Raw genomic sequence first — 14,771 nt, forward strand, 5'->3', positions numbered from 1 at the left:
TGTCGGGTCAGGACGGGCGACCCGATGCCGGCGAGCCGCGCGATGCGGCTGCGTTCGGGGTCTGCGCCCGAATCGTCACGTCGAGCGCCGTGGTCGGCTCGTCGGCGATCGGAAGCCAAGGGCTGGCAGACAGGCCGCGTGCATCGCGAATGCGCGCGGAATCCAGCATCCTGAACGCCTCGGCGCGCGCCGCCCCCATGCTCATGCCCGGATGGACGCGGCCACCTGATCCCCGGCGGCGCTCCAGCCGGACGCCTGTTGATGATGCCGCCGGCGGAAGTGCGCTCGGCGACATGACCGGGGGCGTCAGCGCGACCGCGCCGACCGAGCCGAATTTACGCGTCTCAGTTCGAAAGGAGGCTGGCTGCGGCCGGGATGCGGGCGATGACCTTGATTTCGAAATCGAACCCAGCGAGCCAGTTGACGCCGATCGCGGTCCAGTTCGGATAGGGTGCTTGCGAGAACGCTTCGCTTTTCACGTCCATGATCGTCGGGAACTGCTTTTCCGGATCGGTATGGAACGTCGTCACATCGACGATATCGTCGAATGTGCAGCCTGCGGCATCCAGCGTTTGCCGAAGATTGAGAAAGGCTTGGCGAACCTGCTGGCCGAAGTCGGGCTCGGGCGTGCCGTCCGAACGGCTTCCCACCTGCCCGGACACGAACAGAAGATCGCCGGAGCGGATGGCGGCTGAATAGCCGTGAGCCTCGTAGAGCGCGTGACGGTCGGCGGGAAACACGGCGTCGCGTTTCGTCATGGGGAAATCCTTGTTCGGACGTGCTGCCTGGCGCACCGACCACGAACCCGATGGACGACGAGGCTTCGCGAATGGCTCGCGCAATGATATACGTAGCGTATGTGAAACTATCGCATACGCCGCGTATGTCAACGGCATACGCCTCGTATGAAAGGCGAGGTCGATTTGGCAGGGAAGCGCCGGGCACAGACCATGGAGGAGAACCGGGCCAAACTGGTCTCGGCGGCCAGACGCGCCTTCGCGGAGCGAGGGTTCGCGGAGGCGTCGATGGATGATCTGACGGCCGAGGTCGGGCTGACGCGCGGCGCCCTTTATCACAATTTCGGCGACAAGAAGGGGCTGCTCGCCGCCGTTGTCGCGCAGGTGGACGGCGAAATGGCCGAGAAGGCGCGAGCGGCCGCGGCCGGGGCGTCGAACGATTGGGATGCCCTGATATACGAGGGCGCAGCGTATATTGCTATGGCTCTCGACCCGGAGGTTCGGCGGATCGTTCTCCTGGACGGGCCCGCCTTTCTGGGCGATCCATCCTGCTGGCCAAGCCAGAACGCCTGTCTGGAGATGACGAAGCGCACGGTTGCCGGGCTGGTATCGGACAGGGTCTTGAAGCCCGTGGATGTCGAAGCTGCCGCGCGTCTCTTGAGCGGAGCGGCCTTGAACGCCGCTCTCTGGGTCGCGGCCAGCGACGACCCCCAGTCTGCACTGCCGAAGGCGGTGGAGGCCTTCGGCCTGATGGCGGCGGGGCTTCTGAGGGAAAAGCCGCCTGAGGTCTAGAACCGGCGACAGAACCCTTCGGGTCGTCCGACCGGGTTCTGTCCCCGCCGGGCATCGTTGCGGGTGCGCGTCCATGCGCTGCAGGACCTGCGCCCGGCGCGCCGCCGACAATAACAAGCCCTCGCTTTCCTTTCGCCGAATGGTTCTGTCCCTCGTTCTCAGGCTCCGGCAACGGCAGCGTTCCGAGTGGAGGGGTTGACGACACTCCCGAGTTCCCGGGTCGTCAGGGACCATCCCGTCCGCTCTGGGCCGCGATGGTTTCGAGGAGCAGGTCGGCGAACGCCTCTGCGATGGGTGTTCGTATCGGCACCCGGTGCAGGACCAGCGCGCTCTCAGCGTCGATCTGCCGCTCGCGACCTATGTCGTGGTCGATGAGGTGCCGGCCGACGCCTGGGGGTACGCAGGAGTGACGCAGGAGGCTCGACGCATCGCGGCGGCGTGACCGCTGCGCTTGCAGCCTCCGGCGGATCGCGAATGTCCCGCTCGGGGATCGTCAGGAGCGATCGCCAGGCGGGCGCGCGATCTGCCGCATGTGGAAGGGCGGGACTTCGGGGCCGGGGAGCACCATCTCACCTCCATGTCGGAATTGACGGTCTGGTTTGATGGCGCTTGCCCCTTGTGTCGACGAGAGATCGCGCTGATGCGCCGCCTCGATCGCCGAGGTGCGATCCGCTTCGTGGATGTCGGTCAGGCCGAGCCGGCCGCCTGTCCGCTCGACCGGGGCGAACTGCTCGCGCGTTTCCATGCGTCCGAAAACGGACGCCTGCTCAGCGGCGCGGCAGCGTTTGCGGCCATGTGGCGGGCGATCCCGCTTCTGCGCCCGCTCGGGCTGGCATTCCGGGGGCCGCTCGCGACGGCGTGGCTCGAACGGTTCTACCGGGCCTTCCTGCGAGCGCGCCCGATGCTGCAAAAGCTCGCCCTTCGCCTGGAGCGTCCATGAGACCCAAGCCAGACCCGATCAAGGAGGGCCAGGAAAGCGTCTGGTCCTTTCCACGGCCCGCCATCGCCCAGCCGACCGAGGCGCATATCGTCATCGAGCATCGGGGCCGCCGGATCGCCGACAGCCGGCGCGCGATCCGCACGCTCGAAACCAGTCATCCGCCCAGCTACTACATTCCCCCAGAGGATATCGAGCCCGGCCTTCTGCGCCGGGCGCAGGGGCGCTCCGTCTGCGAATGGAAGGGCGAGGCGGTCTATTGGGACGTGGTGATGGAGGGCCAAACGCTCGAGCGGGTCGGATGGAGCTATCCCGCGCCGACATCCGCCTTCGCCATCCTGAAGGATTACATCGCCTTCTATGCGCGGCCCTTCGACCGCTGCTCGGTGGACGGCCAGATCGTGACGCCGCAGCCCGGCGGGTTCTACGGTGGCTGGATCACCGATGGTTTTGCAGGCCCGTTCAAGGGCGTGGCCGGCAGCGCGGGATGGTGAGACGATGAGCAAACCGGAAGACAGCGCCAGGGGGCGGCCGGTGCCGAGCGGTCGTCTGTCGCGGCTCGGGCAGTTCGGCCGGCTGGCCGGCGGGCTTGCGGGCGGTATACTCGCCGAGGGGGCGCGGCGTCTGGCCGAGGGCGAGCGCCCGGCCATGCGCGACATGCTGCTCACGCCCGGCAATCTGCTTCGCGTTGCCGATCGCCTGTCGCATTTGCGCGGCGCGGCGATGAAGCTTGGGCAGATGATCTCGATGGATGCGGGCGACGCGCTGCCCACCGAACTCTCCCAGCTTATGGCCCGGCTTCGCGCCGAGGCCGATCCCATGCCGCCGGCCCAGCTGCAACGGGTGCTCGCGGCCGAATGGGGGCGCGAGTGGCGCATCCGCTTCCAGCGGTTCGACGACAGGCCCATCGCGGCGGCCTCCATCGGGCAGGTCCACCGGGCTGTGGCGCTGGACGGTCGCGAACTGGCGATCAAGGTCCAGTATCCCGGCGTTCGCGGGAGCATCGACGCCGATGTCGAGAATGTCGCAACGCTTCTGCGCGTGTCCGGCCTCTTGCCGGCCGGTCTCGACATCGCTCCGCTGCTCGCCGAGGCCAAGGCGCAACTGCACGAAGAGACCGACTACCGGCGCGAGGGCGTCCAGATGGAAGCCTATGGCCGCCTTCTGGCTGGCAGCGAAGCTTTCGTGGTGCCGTCCCCGGCGCCCGATTTCACGACCGACAACGTGCTCGCCATGGGGTTCGTCGAGGGCGTGCCGATCGAGAGTATGGCGGGCGCCTCGCAGCCCGAGCGAGATCGCATCGCGGCTCGCCTGATGGGCCTCGTTCTCGACGAACTCTTCCGGTTCGGGATGATGCAGACCGATCCGAATTTCGCGAATTTCCGATACCAGCCCGCGACCGGAGCAATCATCCTTCTGGACTTCGGCGCGACGCGAACGGTCTCGGCCGCGACCGCGCAGGCCTATCGAGGGCTGCTGGCCGCCGGGCTGTCGGGCGATGGCGAAGCGGTGAAACAAGCTGCGCTGGACGCGGGCTTCCTAGGCGAGGCGGCCGTCCGGCGGCACGGGGATCTGATCGATCGCATGATCGGTCTCATCGTCAGCGAAGCCGCCCGAGTGGGTCCGGTCGATTTCGCCGACCGGCGCATCCTGGAGGCGATTCGCGATCAGGCCACCATCGTGGCGGGCGACCGCGAGGCCTGGCATGTCCCGCCGACCGACACGCTCTTCGTTCAGCGCAAGATCGGCGGCATCGCGCTTCTCGCGGCGCGCCTGAAAGCCCGGGTGGATGTCCGGTCAATGGTGGAAGCCCGTCTCGGCATGGACACGGTCTGACGATCGTGGCGCTCACGCGCGCCGCATCGTCTCTGCGCGCGGGGAGGGCTCTGGTTTCGTGAGGTGCACTACGCCGCTACGGCTCCCGCTGGAGGCAGGATCGGGCAATGGCGGGTTTCGGCCTGCGACCGCTCTCGGCAGATGGATTGATAGCCGTCGCCGCGTTTGTCCGGCTCAGGCCGTCATGCGTCATCACGCCTCCCGCCAACTCCCCCGGATGATCCGGAAATCGGTCACGTCGACCGGTCCTCATGAGGTTCCCGATCGATGCGGCGGCTCCCGTGCCCTTGAAAGCCGATCCATGGCATCCAATATACCATCCACTTGGATGTTTATGGGATGGTATCGATGCCGAAGAAGGCGGGCGGGCAGGAGCGTGGCGGGGATAGCGAGAAGCTGACGCTCAATCTCGGCTATGTCGATCTCGGACGGATCGACCTTCTGGTGCATGAGGGCTTCTACGCCAATCGCAGCGACGTCATCCGGACCGCCATTCGCAAACATCTCGATGCGCACGATGCCGAGCTGCGCCGCTCCACGGAGCGTCTCACCCTCGATCTCGGCCTGCGCCGCTTCACCCGCGCCGACCTGGAAGCTGTCAGGGCGGCGGGCGAGATTCTCCATATCCGCGTTCTGGGTCTGGCCTCCCTGGACGATGACATTTCCGCCGATCTCGCGCGCGACACGATCGGGTCGATCACCGTGCTCGGGGCCCTTCAGGCCAGCGCCGCCGTCAAGGCCGCCCTGGCCGACCGCATCCATTGATCGACCCGTCGCCGCGCTTTTCCCGCTTTCGCAAGGAACCCACCATGGTCCGTCCGCTCCCTTTCATGGCCGAGGCGCAACGCCTCGTCCTCTCGCAGCGCCTGTCGGAAGCGACGAGCCTGATTCAGGACCAACTCGGTCTGCGCCGGCCCGCCGCCGCCAGCCCTGCGGATGCGTTCGACGGCCCGACGATCGAACTGCGTGCCGAAACGGTGGAGCCGCCCGGCGGCGCGACACCGGCCAGCCGGCCGAAGCCGCGCATCCGACCACGCTTCGCCACGCCTGCTCCGGCTCGCGCGCAATGGACGAGCCAGCCTCAGCCGGCCATGCCTGAAGGGGCGCAGTTCCTGCGTCTCGAATATGAGGGACCGGCCGGTCGGCGCGCCTATCGGCTCTACGTGCCGGCGGCAAAGGCCGATGGGCCGCGCCCGCTCGTCCTGATGCTGCATGGCTGCACGCAGACACCGGAGGATTTCGCGGTGGGCACGCGGATGAACGCGGTCGCGGAAGACGCGAACGTCCTCGTCGCCTATCCCGAGCAGGACCGATCGGCCAATCCGCGCCTGTGCTGGAACTGGTTCGAGCCCGCGCACCAGGGAGGCCATGCCGGCGAGCCGGCGATCCTGTCCGGCATCGTCGAGGCTATCGCCGGGAGCCATGCCGTCGATCGCGGCCGGATCTTCGCCGCCGGCCTCTCGGCCGGAGGCGCGATGGCCGCCGTTCTCGGATCGACGCGGCCCGATCTCTTTTCGGCGGTCGGCATCCATTCGGGACTGCCCCATGCCAGCGCCCGCGATGTCGCGACGGCGCTCGCGGTCATGCGCAGCGGCCAGACCGCCGAACGCGGCGGCGTGCCGAGCGTGCCGGCCATCGTCTTCCATGGCACGCGGGACACGACCGTCCATCCCGCCAATGGCGATCGGATCGCCGGGCTCGGCATGGACCGGAAGGGGGCGGAGGAAACCGCCTCCGGAACCGCGAACGGGCGCGCCTTCACGCGCACACGGCGCGCGTCCGGCGATGCGCGCTCTGCCATGGAGCATTGGCGGATCGAGGGGTTGGGCCATGCCTGGTCCGGCGGCGACGCGGCCGGTTCCCATGCGGACCCAGCCGGCCCCGATGCCTCGCGCGAGATGCTCCGGTTCTTTCTGGGTGAGACGGCAACGCGCCGCTGATCGCAGGGGCGATGAGGCCTCAGCGACAAGGGCGAACCCGGCGGTTCGGAACCGGGTACCCAACCTTGCGGAGGGCCGCCGACCGCGTTTTGTTCACGAGGGGAGGTGAGCCCGCCCCCCTGTCCGCGCTCTCAGGGAACGGCATGAAGCGATCGGCCCCGTGGGCGATATCGGCCGGCTCGCCGGATGTTAGCGCTTCTGCCGGAGCGCGCGCTTCATGTTGCGTTTGGCTTCGTTCAGAACGCTCTTGACGACTTCCAGCGTGTTGGTGCTCAGCCGGTCCGCGATGTCCTCGCCGACCATGCGGTAAACGGTCGAGATCTGCGAGCGGGTCGCGCTGCCGGACTCCGTCAACGTGACCGTGCCGCCATCGACCGTGACCAGATTCCGGATCGACAGCCGTTCATAGGCCTTCGCGGCGACGAGCGGGCGCACACCCAGTTCCTCCGCCGCCTCGTTGAGGTCGGTGGATGCGCGCGTGCTGAGCGCGAGCAGGTAATCGTCTTCGCCGGGGGACAGGGCGATGGTCGCCAAGTGCATGGCGAGCAAATCACGGGTCAGCTTCGAGACCTCGATCATCGAGGCTGCCAGGGCTTCCTTCTCGGCGTCATCTGTACGGGTGGCTTCGATAACGGTCGGGACCATGACTTCACCTTTCGGGGAGAGTGCTTGGTCATGAGTGTGGGACGTTAAGCTGGCGTCGGGCTGGAGAGGCGTCGCAACCCATCGTTTTTAGGGATTGCATTGCCCGAACCGGCCTCTGCCGCGCGGCTCCGCGACGCTCCGGCCCGCCTCATCCATCGCGGCGAGCGGAGCGGGCATCCGTGACGCCCGCCAAGGCCAAACGGATTCACGCCGCCCTTGGCAGCATTTGTGCCGGAGGATAGGCAGGCGCTGATCGGCGTGGAACGACTCGAGTGTTCAGACCTTCTTATCCCAGACGCAAGGGCGGCGATCGCGCTCGTGTTGGGGGACCATCTGGCATGAAACTCACCGTCGATCTCGATTGCGTTGGCGTTGCCATGAGCATCGTCGATGTCGAGTCGGAGGGGACATACCGCTTCGTCGGGGTCAACACCGCGGCAGCCCTGGAGATCGGTATCGAGCAGGCGCGGGTCGCGGGCCGCCTGTTCCAGGAGTGCCTGCCGGCCGATTACGCGGCGCAGATGATCCAACGCTACGATCTGTGTGTGCGAACGCAGCGCGTGCAGGACATCGAGGAATGCGTCGTGCTGCGCGGGGAGCCGAAATGGTTCCGAACCACGCTCACCCCGATCCGGGACGAAGCCACGGGTGAGATCACGAGGGTTCTCGGCGTGTCGCAGAACATCAGCGGCGCCAAAAGACTTCAAGCCGAGCTTCAGCACTACGCCTATGTGGACCCTTTGACGGGGCTGCCGAACCGTCGTCGTTTCGACGAAGCCGTGATCAACGCCACGGAGCAGTCCGTCTACACCCATCGCGGTTTCTCGCTCGCCGTCGTCGATCTCGACCAGCTCAAATTCGTCAACGACGAATGGGGGCACCGGCTGGGGGATCGGATGATCCGGCACGCGGGCGAAGTGCTTCAGGCTATGATCCGTCCGAACGAGGTCGTGGCCCGGGTCGGCGGCGACGAGTTCTACATCCTTCTCCAGGTCGAGGAGCGCGTTCTGCTGGATCGGCGACTGGACGAGATCAGGAGCGCCATCGACCGGGGGATCGTTCTGCCGGGAACCGACCTTCCCATCACGTTGAGCGTGGGCGCGGAGATCTGGAAGCCCGGCCAGGATGTGCGCGCCGTCCTGTCCGCGGCTGACAAGGCCATGTACGCCGAAAAGGCGATCCGCCGCCTCGTGCGACGGATCGAGGACAAGTATTGGGCCGATCCTCGGGACACGTCTGCCACCCCCCCATCTGCTGCCAAGTCTGCCGCTAGGTCATGGCGGTGATGGCGGAGACTGGCCTCGTCGGGCTAGACCGACAACCGGCTCTCTCGGCGTTCGGACCGATGGCCCGCGCCATCTGAGGGCTGGGCTGGGTTCCGCTTAGACGTCCATCCTTCCATGCTTTCGCCGAAACGTAGACCCGCCGCTATCGCCCACAACCCGCCTCTGGCCGGTGCCGCTCCTAAGCCCGCGTCGGCGATCACTCCTTCACCGCGCCCGTCATCGACGACACGTAATAGTCGACGAAGAACGAGTAGAGGATCACCACCGGCAGCGAGCCGAGCAGCGCGCCGGCCATGAGCGAACCCCACTCGTAGACGTCGCCACGCACCAGCTCGGTGAGGACGCCCACGGGGACCGTCTTGTTCTCCGACGACTGGATGAAGGTGAGCGCGTAGATGAACTCGTTCCAGGCCAGCGTGAAGGCGAAGATGCCGGCCGAGATCAGCCCCGGGACGGCGAGCGGCAGCACGACCCTGGTCAGGATCTGCCAGCGCGTCGCCCCGTCCACCAGCGCACTCTCTTCCAGCTCGAACGGGATCGACCGGAAATAGCCCATCAGAAGCCAGGTGCAGAACGGGATCAGGAAGGTCGGGTAGGTCAGGATCAGAGCCAACCGCGAGTCGAACATGCCGAGCTGGAACACGATGAAGGCCAGCGGGATGAAGAGGATCGACGGCGGGATGAGGTAGGCGAGAAACACCATCAGGCCGGTGATCCGCGCGCCGGTGAAGCGCACCCGCTCGATGGCGTAGGCGGCGAAGACGGAAGCCGCCAGCGCGATGACCGTCGAGCAGACCGCGACGATCACCGTGTTCCAGAGCCAGCCGGGATAGGAGGTCTCGAACAGAAGATACTTGATGTGGTCGAGCGTCGGCCCGACCACCCAGAACGGGCTGTAGTTCGCGTAGTTCGTGAGCTGGTCGTTCGGCTTCACCGCCGTGATCGCCATCCAATAGAACGGGAAGAGCAGCACGAACAGGAAGACGGCAAGCGGCAGGTAGATCACGAGGATCTTGCGCGCCAGCGTGTCGTGGTGGGACATGCCGACGACGTCGTCGGTGAGATGGCCGGCGGTTTCGGTGGTGTTTGCGGTCATCGCTGGTCTCCTCAATCCGATCCGCCCTGCTGCCACTTGCGGCGCTGCAGGCCGAAGAAGCTGAACAGGATCGCCGCCAGAAGGAACGGCACCATGGCCACCGCGATGGCCGCGCCCTCGCCGAGCGCCCCGCCGGGAATGCCGCGCTGGAACGACAGGGTCGCCATCAGATGCGTGGCGTTGACCGGCCCGCCCTTGGTCAGGACGTAGATCAGCTGGAAGTCGGTGAAGGTGAAGAGAACCGAGAAGGTCATCACCACCGCGATGATCGGCGTCAGGAGCGGCAAGGTGATGCGCCGGAACCGCTGCCAGGACGTCGCGCCGTCGAGCGCGGCCGCCTCGTGCAGGGAGGTCGGAATGGTCTGGAGGCCGGCCAGCAGCGAGATCGCGACGAAGGGAATGCCGCGCCAGACATTGGCCGCGATGACCGAAAGGCGTGCGTTGGTGGCGTCGCCCAGGAAGTTGATCGGCGTGTCGATGATCCCGGCCTGCATCAGCACCCAGGAGATGATCGAGAACTGGCTGTCGAAGATCCACCAGAAGGCCAGCGCGGACAGAACCGTCGGCACGACCCAGGGCAGAAGGATCACGGCGCGGAAGAAGGTCTTGAAGGGCAGATGTTCGTTCAGGATGATCGCGAGCCAAAGGCCGAGCGCGAACTTCAGGATCGAGGCGACGGCCGTGTAGACGATCGTGTTGAAGACCGAGAGCCAGAAGACCTTGTCTTCCATCAGGTACTGGTAGTTCTCCAGCCCGATGAAAATGCCGGGCCGGCCGATCCGCGTGTCGGTGAAGCCGAGCCAGACACCGAGGCCGAGCGGATAGGTCAGGAAGCAGAGAAGGAAGACGGCCGCCGGCAGCATGAACAGGAAGCCGAGCCCGTTCCGGCTCTGCGACAGCCGCTCGAAGAAGGACGGTTTGGACGGCATGGCGCCGGCCGTGGTTCTGGACATGACGGGTCCCGATCGCGCGAGGGATGGAAGGACCACGCCCGCGGCAAGCCGGCGGGCATGGCGTCGGCGATGGCAGAAGCGGGGGGACGAAACGTCAGGCGGATCGACCGCAGGGTTCCGTCCCCGGCTCTCAGGCTAGACGCGGTAGTAGCGGTTGGCCCGGCGCTCGGCGTTCTTGATCGCGTCCTCGGGCGAGGACTGGCCGGTCACGGCCTCGGCATACATATCGACGAGCACGTAGTCGGCCATCACGCCGGCCGAGGCCGCGCCCAGCGGGCCGGCATAGCCGTTCGGCCGCAGGCTCGCCGAGGCCTTGGCATAGGCGGCGTGGATCGGGTTCGCGGTCCAGACCGGGTTGTTCTCGAAGGCCTTGAGCGGCTGGCAGCAATAGGCGCTGGCACCCTGGATCCAGGCGTTCATGTTGTCCGGCTGGTACAGGAACTGGAGATAGGCCTTGGCGGCTTCCGGGAACTTCGTGTGCTTGAAGATCGAGATGGTGGAGGCCTGGGCCAGTTCCACCGACTGGCCCACGGGGCCGATCGGCAGGTTCACCGAGCGCATGTCCTCGGCGATCTCCTTCATCGCCGGGTCCTTCAGCGCGGCGTAGTAGACCGACACACCGTTGGCGGTCAGCGACACCTGACCGGCCAGGAAGGCGCGGTTGTTGTTGACGTCCTGCCAGCTCTCCGTGCCCGGAATGAAGGTCTTGTAGAGCTCCATCGCATATTTGACGGATTCCAGCGTCTCCGGGCTGTTGATGGTGACCTTGCCGCTCTCGTCCACCATCTTGCCGCCATGGCTCCACAGCAGCCAGTGCGCGTAGTTGTTGCCGTCGCCCACCGCCTTGCCGTGCGGGAAGCCGGCAGGCGTGCCCTTGGCCTTCAGCGCCTTGCAGAGTTCGAGGAAGCCGGCCGTGTCCTTCGGGAATTCCTGGAAGCCCGCCGCCTTCATGTGGCTGTCGCGATAGACCACGGCGTTGCCGATGGCGCAGAGCGGCAGGGCGATGAAGCGGTCGCCGCGCCGGGCGTAGGATTCGAGGCCCGGATACCAGCCGCCATTGGCCGCGCCGATCGAGGTGCCGAGATCGGTCACATCCACCAGCTTGTCCGGATATTGCTGGGGATCGTCGAACCAGCTCATGACCATGTCCGGCCCGGAGCCGACATTGGCGGCCACCGCCGCCTTGGGGCGCACGTCCTCCCAGCTTTCCTTGTCGACGCGCACCTGAACGCCCGTTGCGTCGGTGAACTTCTTGGTGTTGGCAAGGAACGCCTCTTCCTCCGCCGGCACGAAGGGCACCCAGCGCAGGAGGCGCAGGGACGCGCCGGGCTCGGGCGTGAAGGTCGGCGCGCCTTGCGCGAAGGCCTGACCCATCGAGAGACGGCCGCCGAGCGCTGCCCCGGTGATGATGCCGGCCGTGCCGGCGAGAATCTGTCTACGGTTGATCACGGTGTTCCTCCCAAGGTCGGGGCGTCTTTTCGAGCTTTTCGCGCCGGTCGTGCCCCGTTGCCGCCAGCGCCCTTACGCAAATCCTACGAGGTCAGAGCCGCTGGCCGCTGGCCGCGTCGAAGAGATGCACGGCTTCCGGGTCGATCGAGACGTTCAGCGTCTCGCCGGGCTTCAGCGTCACCCGCTCGCGGAAGACGCAGGTGACCGCCGTCCGGCCGAGTTCGCCCAGCACCTGGCTCTCAAAACCCGTCGGCTCGATGACCACGACCCTGATCGCGATCGGGCCGCCGAGGCTGATCGCCTCCGGCCGCACGCCGTAGACGAGATCCCGTCCGCGAGCCGCCGCATGACGCCCGCTGACCGGCAGCACCGTGCCATCGGAGGTGACGAAACGCGTCGGATCGTTCGCGTCGAGCCGGCCGTGCAGCATGTTCATGGCCGGCGAGCCGATGAAGCCGGCGACGAAGAGATTGTTCGGCCGGTCGTAGAGCTCCAGCGGCGCACCGACCTGCTCCACGATGCCGTCATGCATGACCACGATCTTGTCGGCCATGGTCATGGCCTCGATCTGGTCGTGTGTGACATAGACGGTCGTGGTCGTCAGGCGCTGATGGAGGTTCTTGATCTCGGTGCGCATGGACACGCGCAGTTTGGCGTCGAGGTTGGACAGGGGCTCGTCGAACAGGAAGACCTGCGGATCGCGCACGATGGCGCGGCCCATGGCGACGCGCTGGCGCTGGCCGCCCGACAGCTGGCGCGGGTAGCGGTCGAGAAGATGCGACAGGCCGAGGATCTCGGCCGCCGGCTTCACGCGCCGTTCGATCTCCTCGCGCGAGGCCTTCTTCAGCGCCAGCGAGAAGGCCATGTTGTCGGCCACCGTCATGTGCGGATAGAGCGCGTAATTCTGGAACACCATGGCGATGTCCCGATCCTTCGGCGGCACGTCGTTGACGACCTTGGTGCCGATGCGGATCTGCCCGCTCGTGACATGCTCCAGCCCCGCCAGCATCCGCAGCAGCGTGGACTTGCCGCAGCCCGAGGGGCCGACGAGGATCACGAACTCGCCGTTTTCGATCTGGATATCGACGCCCTTGATGACGGGGTGCGCGCCGAACGACTTGCGAACGTCGACGATATCGACTGACGCCATATGGTTTCCTCCCCAAGGCCTCGGCCGAAGGCCGGCTTGTCCCGCCGGTTTCCCTCGATCCTCCGCCTGTTCCCGTTGGCGGGCACTGACGCACCCGTTGAAGTCGGCGGCCCTCTCCCGAGGCCGCTTCGAAACTCAGCCGCGCCCGACGAAGGGCATCTTGGTGGCCATCACCGTCATGGTCAGCACGTTCGCCTCCAAGGGCAGCGAGGCCATGTGGGCAACCGCGCGGCCGACATGCGCCGGGTCCATCGTGGGCTCGGACGCGATGCGCCCGTCCGCCTGCATCACGCCGGCCGACATGGCGGCGGTCATGTCGCTGGCGGCATTGCCGATATCGATCTGGCCGCAGGCGATGTCGTATGGGCGCCCGTCGAGCGCGGTGGATTTCGTCAGGCCCGCGATGGCGTGTTTGGTGGCCGTGTAGGGGGCCGAGTTCGGCCGTGGGGTCGTGGCCGAGATCGAGCCGTTGTTGATGATGCGCCCGCCGCGCGGCGCCTGCGCCTTCATCAGCTTGAACGCGGCTTGCGTGCAGAGGAACGCGCCGGTGAGGTTCGCCGAGACCACAATGTTCCACTGGTCGAAGCTGAGCTCCTCCAGCGGGATCGCCGGTGCGACGGAGCCGGCATTGTTGACGAGGAGGTCGAGCCGCCCGAAGCGCTGCCGAATGCCCTCGAACAGCGCGGCGACCGAAGCGGGGTCGCCGATATCGGCTACCACTGGCACCGTGCCGCCGCCAAGCTCGCCCGCCGCCGTCTCCAGCACCTCCCGCCGGCGTCCGCAGATCACGACGGTCCAGCCGGCCGCGACCAGCGCCGTCGAGATCGCCTTGCCGACGCCCGTTCCGCCGCCCGTCACGAGCGCGATGCGGCTCTCTTCGCCCGACATTCCCGATGCTCCCGTCATGCCTGCACGCTGCCGCCGAGTTCGTCGTCGATATGCGCGCGCACGATCTCTTCGAAGGACTTCTCCACCGTGAAGCCGAGGTCGCGGGCGCGCTGGGCTTCGATATCCGGCGCCCAGCCGTCCACGATGCGGATGATCGTCTCGTCCGGCACGCGCTTCACCAGCGCCAGAGCCTTCTCCCCGGCCACCGCGCGCAGCGCCTCCAGCTCGTCCCCGACGGTGGCCGACAGGCCCGGCATGTTGAGATTGCGGCGCGGGCCGATGAGGGCCGTGTCCATCGTCGCGGCATGGAGGAAGAAGCCGACCGCCGCGCGCGGGCTGGCGAAATAGTGGCGCACCGTATCGGCCACCGGCAGCACCGCTTCCTTGCCGGACATCGGCTCGCGCAGGATGTTGGAGAAGAAGCCGGAGGCCGCCTTGTTGGGCGCGCCGGGGCGCACGCAGATCGTCGGCAGTCGCAGGCCGACGCCGTCGAGGAAGCCGCGCCGCGTGTAGTCGGCCAGAAGCAGCTCGCCGATCGCCTTCTGCGTGCCGTAGCTCGTCAGCGGCGTCAGGGCGAAATCCTCGGGCACCCTGTCGGCGAAGGGCGCGCCGAAAACCGCGATGGACGAGGCGAAGACCACGCGGGGCCTATAGCCCGAGCTGAGATGCTCCCGCCGGATCGCCTCGAACAGGTCGCGCGTGCCGTCGAGATTGATGCGGTAGCCCTTGTCGAAATCGACCTCGGCCTCGCCCGAGACGATGGCGGCCAGATGGAACACGACGTCCGGCCGCTCCGCGATCAGCGGCTGGGTGGCATCGGGCGCCGACACGTCGATGGCCTGAGTGGCGATGTCGGCGATCCGGCCCTCGGGCGCGTTCGGCTGGACGACGTCCACCATCACGAGACGATCGACCGCCCTGCCCCCCAGGCTTCCGTCGGCTGCGATCCGCTCGGCGAGCTTGCGCCCGATCATCCCGGCCGCGCCGATGATGAGCACCTTCATGCGTCTTCTCCTCCCCTGTCGCCGGCGGTCCGCCTCATGGCGGATGCCGGCTGCCAGA

At 67.0% G+C, this 14,771-nt stretch carries 17 protein-coding genes; 8 read left to right on the forward strand and 9 right to left on the reverse strand.

From position 1 onward, the window contains the following. Nucleotides 1-7: 7 nt before the first annotated feature. The gene (locus AUL28_RS18055) at nt 8-169 is read right to left on the reverse strand and encodes a hypothetical protein (protein ID WP_192843493.1); all 162 of its coding nucleotides are present in this window, start codon (nt 167-169) and stop codon (nt 8-10) included. Nucleotides 170-344: 175 nt separating this feature from the next. Further along, a complete protein-coding gene (locus tag AUL28_RS18060) occupies nt 345-758 on the reverse strand; it encodes a RidA family protein (RefSeq protein WP_062235332.1) in 414 nt (137 codons plus the stop codon). Nucleotides 759-950: 192 nt separating this feature from the next. On the opposite strand from AUL28_RS18060, the gene AUL28_RS18065 reads away from it, so the two are divergent. The 7 genes from AUL28_RS18065 to AUL28_RS22285 all read left to right on the forward strand — a co-directional run bounded on the left by AUL28_RS18065 (nt 951) and on the right by AUL28_RS22285 (nt 6,242). Next, nucleotides 951-1,529 (forward strand): TetR/AcrR family transcriptional regulator, encoded by a 579-nt coding sequence (locus AUL28_RS18065; RefSeq protein WP_202814898.1) that lies wholly within the window; start codon nt 951-953, stop codon nt 1,527-1,529. 313 nt (nt 1,530-1,842) lie between these two features. After that, entirely contained in the window at nt 1,843-1,971 is a 129-nt protein-coding gene (locus AUL28_RS23575; protein ID WP_280137293.1) for a tautomerase family protein, read from the forward strand. A gap of 135 nt (nt 1,972-2,106) precedes the next feature. Next, nucleotides 2,107-2,469: a thiol-disulfide oxidoreductase DCC family protein gene (locus AUL28_RS18070; protein WP_082640557.1), complete on the forward strand. Its 363-nt coding sequence runs from the start codon at nt 2,107-2,109 to the stop codon at nt 2,467-2,469. After that, the gene (locus AUL28_RS18075) at nt 2,466-2,960 is read left to right on the forward strand and encodes a DUF427 domain-containing protein (protein WP_062235336.1); all 495 of its coding nucleotides are present in this window, start codon (nt 2,466-2,468) and stop codon (nt 2,958-2,960) included. The genes AUL28_RS18070 and AUL28_RS18075 overlap by 4 nt, the downstream gene beginning before the upstream one ends. A 4-nt stretch (nt 2,961-2,964) precedes the next feature. Next, a complete protein-coding gene (locus AUL28_RS18080) occupies nt 2,965-4,302 on the forward strand; it encodes an ABC1 kinase family protein (protein WP_062235339.1) in 1,338 nt (445 codons plus the stop codon). A 348-nt stretch (nt 4,303-4,650) separates the two neighbouring features. Further along, a complete protein-coding gene (locus AUL28_RS18085; RefSeq protein ID WP_062235342.1) occupies nt 4,651-5,067 on the forward strand; it encodes a hypothetical protein in 417 nt (138 codons plus the stop codon). 44 nt (nt 5,068-5,111) lie between these two features. Next, a complete protein-coding gene (locus tag AUL28_RS22285) occupies nt 5,112-6,242 on the forward strand; it encodes an extracellular catalytic domain type 1 short-chain-length polyhydroxyalkanoate depolymerase (protein ID WP_082640568.1) in 1,131 nt (376 codons plus the stop codon). A 189-nt stretch (nt 6,243-6,431) separates the two neighbouring features. On the opposite strand, the gene AUL28_RS18095 is transcribed toward AUL28_RS22285, so the two are convergent. Beyond that, nucleotides 6,432-6,887 carry a hypothetical protein gene (locus AUL28_RS18095; protein WP_058601269.1) on the reverse strand — a complete coding sequence of 152 codons (456 nt, stop codon included), beginning with the start codon at nt 6,885-6,887 and terminating at the stop codon, nt 6,432-6,434. Between the two features lie 338 nt (nt 6,888-7,225). On the opposite strand from AUL28_RS18095, the gene AUL28_RS18100 reads away from it, so the two are divergent. Then, entirely contained in the window at nt 7,226-8,173 is a 948-nt protein-coding gene (locus AUL28_RS18100) for a GGDEF domain-containing protein (protein ID WP_058601270.1), read from the forward strand. 196 nt (nt 8,174-8,369) lie between these two features. Here the strand turns inward: AUL28_RS18100 and AUL28_RS18105 are convergent, their stop codons facing one another. The 6 genes from AUL28_RS18105 to denD all read right to left on the reverse strand — a co-directional run bounded on the left by AUL28_RS18105 (nt 8,370) and on the right by denD (nt 14,713). Next, a complete protein-coding gene (locus tag AUL28_RS18105) occupies nt 8,370-9,269 on the reverse strand; it encodes a carbohydrate ABC transporter permease (protein WP_058601271.1) in 900 nt (299 codons plus the stop codon). Nucleotides 9,270-9,280: 11 nt separating this feature from the next. Continuing rightward, nucleotides 9,281-10,198, reverse strand: coding sequence for a carbohydrate ABC transporter permease (locus tag AUL28_RS18110; RefSeq protein ID WP_306302769.1), 918 nt, complete (start codon nt 10,196-10,198; stop codon nt 9,281-9,283). A 159-nt stretch (nt 10,199-10,357) separates the two neighbouring features. Further along, the gene (locus tag AUL28_RS18115) at nt 10,358-11,671 is read right to left on the reverse strand and encodes an ABC transporter substrate-binding protein (protein WP_058636304.1); all 1,314 of its coding nucleotides are present in this window, start codon (nt 11,669-11,671) and stop codon (nt 10,358-10,360) included. Nucleotides 11,672-11,762: 91 nt separating this feature from the next. Further along, nucleotides 11,763-12,821: an ABC transporter ATP-binding protein gene (locus AUL28_RS18120; RefSeq protein ID WP_062235347.1), complete on the reverse strand. Its 1,059-nt coding sequence runs from the start codon at nt 12,819-12,821 to the stop codon at nt 11,763-11,765. Nucleotides 12,822-12,956: 135 nt separating this feature from the next. After that, nucleotides 12,957-13,709: an SDR family oxidoreductase gene (locus AUL28_RS18125; protein ID WP_062235350.1), complete on the reverse strand. Its 753-nt coding sequence runs from the start codon at nt 13,707-13,709 to the stop codon at nt 12,957-12,959. Between the two features lie 14 nt (nt 13,710-13,723). Continuing rightward, nucleotides 13,724-14,713 (reverse strand): D-erythronate dehydrogenase, encoded by a 990-nt coding sequence (gene denD, locus AUL28_RS18130; RefSeq protein ID WP_062235353.1) that lies wholly within the window; start codon nt 14,711-14,713, stop codon nt 13,724-13,726. Nucleotides 14,714-14,771 lie beyond the last annotated feature (58 nt).

This window comes from Aureimonas sp. N4, from assembly GCF_001463925.1.
In the GTDB taxonomy this organism is placed as follows: domain Bacteria; phylum Pseudomonadota; class Alphaproteobacteria; order Rhizobiales; family Rhizobiaceae; genus Aureimonas; species Aureimonas ureilytica_A.

Bases quoted from the DNA above. Each gene is read 5' to 3' on its own strand.
- AUL28_RS18110 (WP_306302769.1), bottom strand. From the start codon at position 10,198: ATGCCGTCCAAACCGTCCTTCTTCGAGCGGCTGTCGCAGAGCCGGAAC.
- AUL28_RS18125 (WP_062235350.1), bottom strand. From the start codon at position 13,709: ATGTCGGGCGAAGAGAGCCGCATCGCGCTCGTGACGGGCGGCGGAACG.
- AUL28_RS18105 (WP_058601271.1), bottom strand. From the start codon at position 9,269: ATGACCGCAAACACCACCGAAACCGCCGGCCATCTCACCGACGACGTC.
- AUL28_RS18085 (WP_062235342.1), top strand. From the start codon at position 4,651: ATGCCGAAGAAGGCGGGCGGGCAGGAGCGTGGCGGGGATAGCGAGAAG.
- AUL28_RS22285 (WP_082640568.1), top strand. From the start codon at position 5,112: ATGGTCCGTCCGCTCCCTTTCATGGCCGAGGCGCAACGCCTCGTCCTC.
- AUL28_RS18120 (WP_062235347.1), bottom strand. From the start codon at position 12,821: ATGGCGTCAGTCGATATCGTCGACGTTCGCAAGTCGTTCGGCGCGCAC.
- AUL28_RS18060 (WP_062235332.1), bottom strand. From the start codon at position 758: ATGACGAAACGCGACGCCGTGTTTCCCGCCGACCGTCACGCGCTCTAC.
- AUL28_RS18065 (WP_202814898.1), top strand. From the start codon at position 951: ATGGAGGAGAACCGGGCCAAACTGGTCTCGGCGGCCAGACGCGCCTTC.
- AUL28_RS18080 (WP_062235339.1), top strand. From the start codon at position 2,965: ATGAGCAAACCGGAAGACAGCGCCAGGGGGCGGCCGGTGCCGAGCGGT.
- denD (WP_062235353.1), bottom strand. From the start codon at position 14,713: ATGAAGGTGCTCATCATCGGCGCGGCCGGGATGATCGGGCGCAAGCTC.
- AUL28_RS18100 (WP_058601270.1), top strand. From the start codon at position 7,226: ATGAAACTCACCGTCGATCTCGATTGCGTTGGCGTTGCCATGAGCATC.
- AUL28_RS18095 (WP_058601269.1), bottom strand. From the start codon at position 6,887: ATGGTCCCGACCGTTATCGAAGCCACCCGTACAGATGACGCCGAGAAG.
- AUL28_RS18055 (WP_192843493.1), bottom strand. From the start codon at position 169: ATGCTGGATTCCGCGCGCATTCGCGATGCACGCGGCCTGTCTGCCAGC.
- AUL28_RS18070 (WP_082640557.1), top strand. From the start codon at position 2,107: ATGTCGGAATTGACGGTCTGGTTTGATGGCGCTTGCCCCTTGTGTCGA.
- AUL28_RS18075 (WP_062235336.1), top strand. From the start codon at position 2,466: ATGAGACCCAAGCCAGACCCGATCAAGGAGGGCCAGGAAAGCGTCTGG.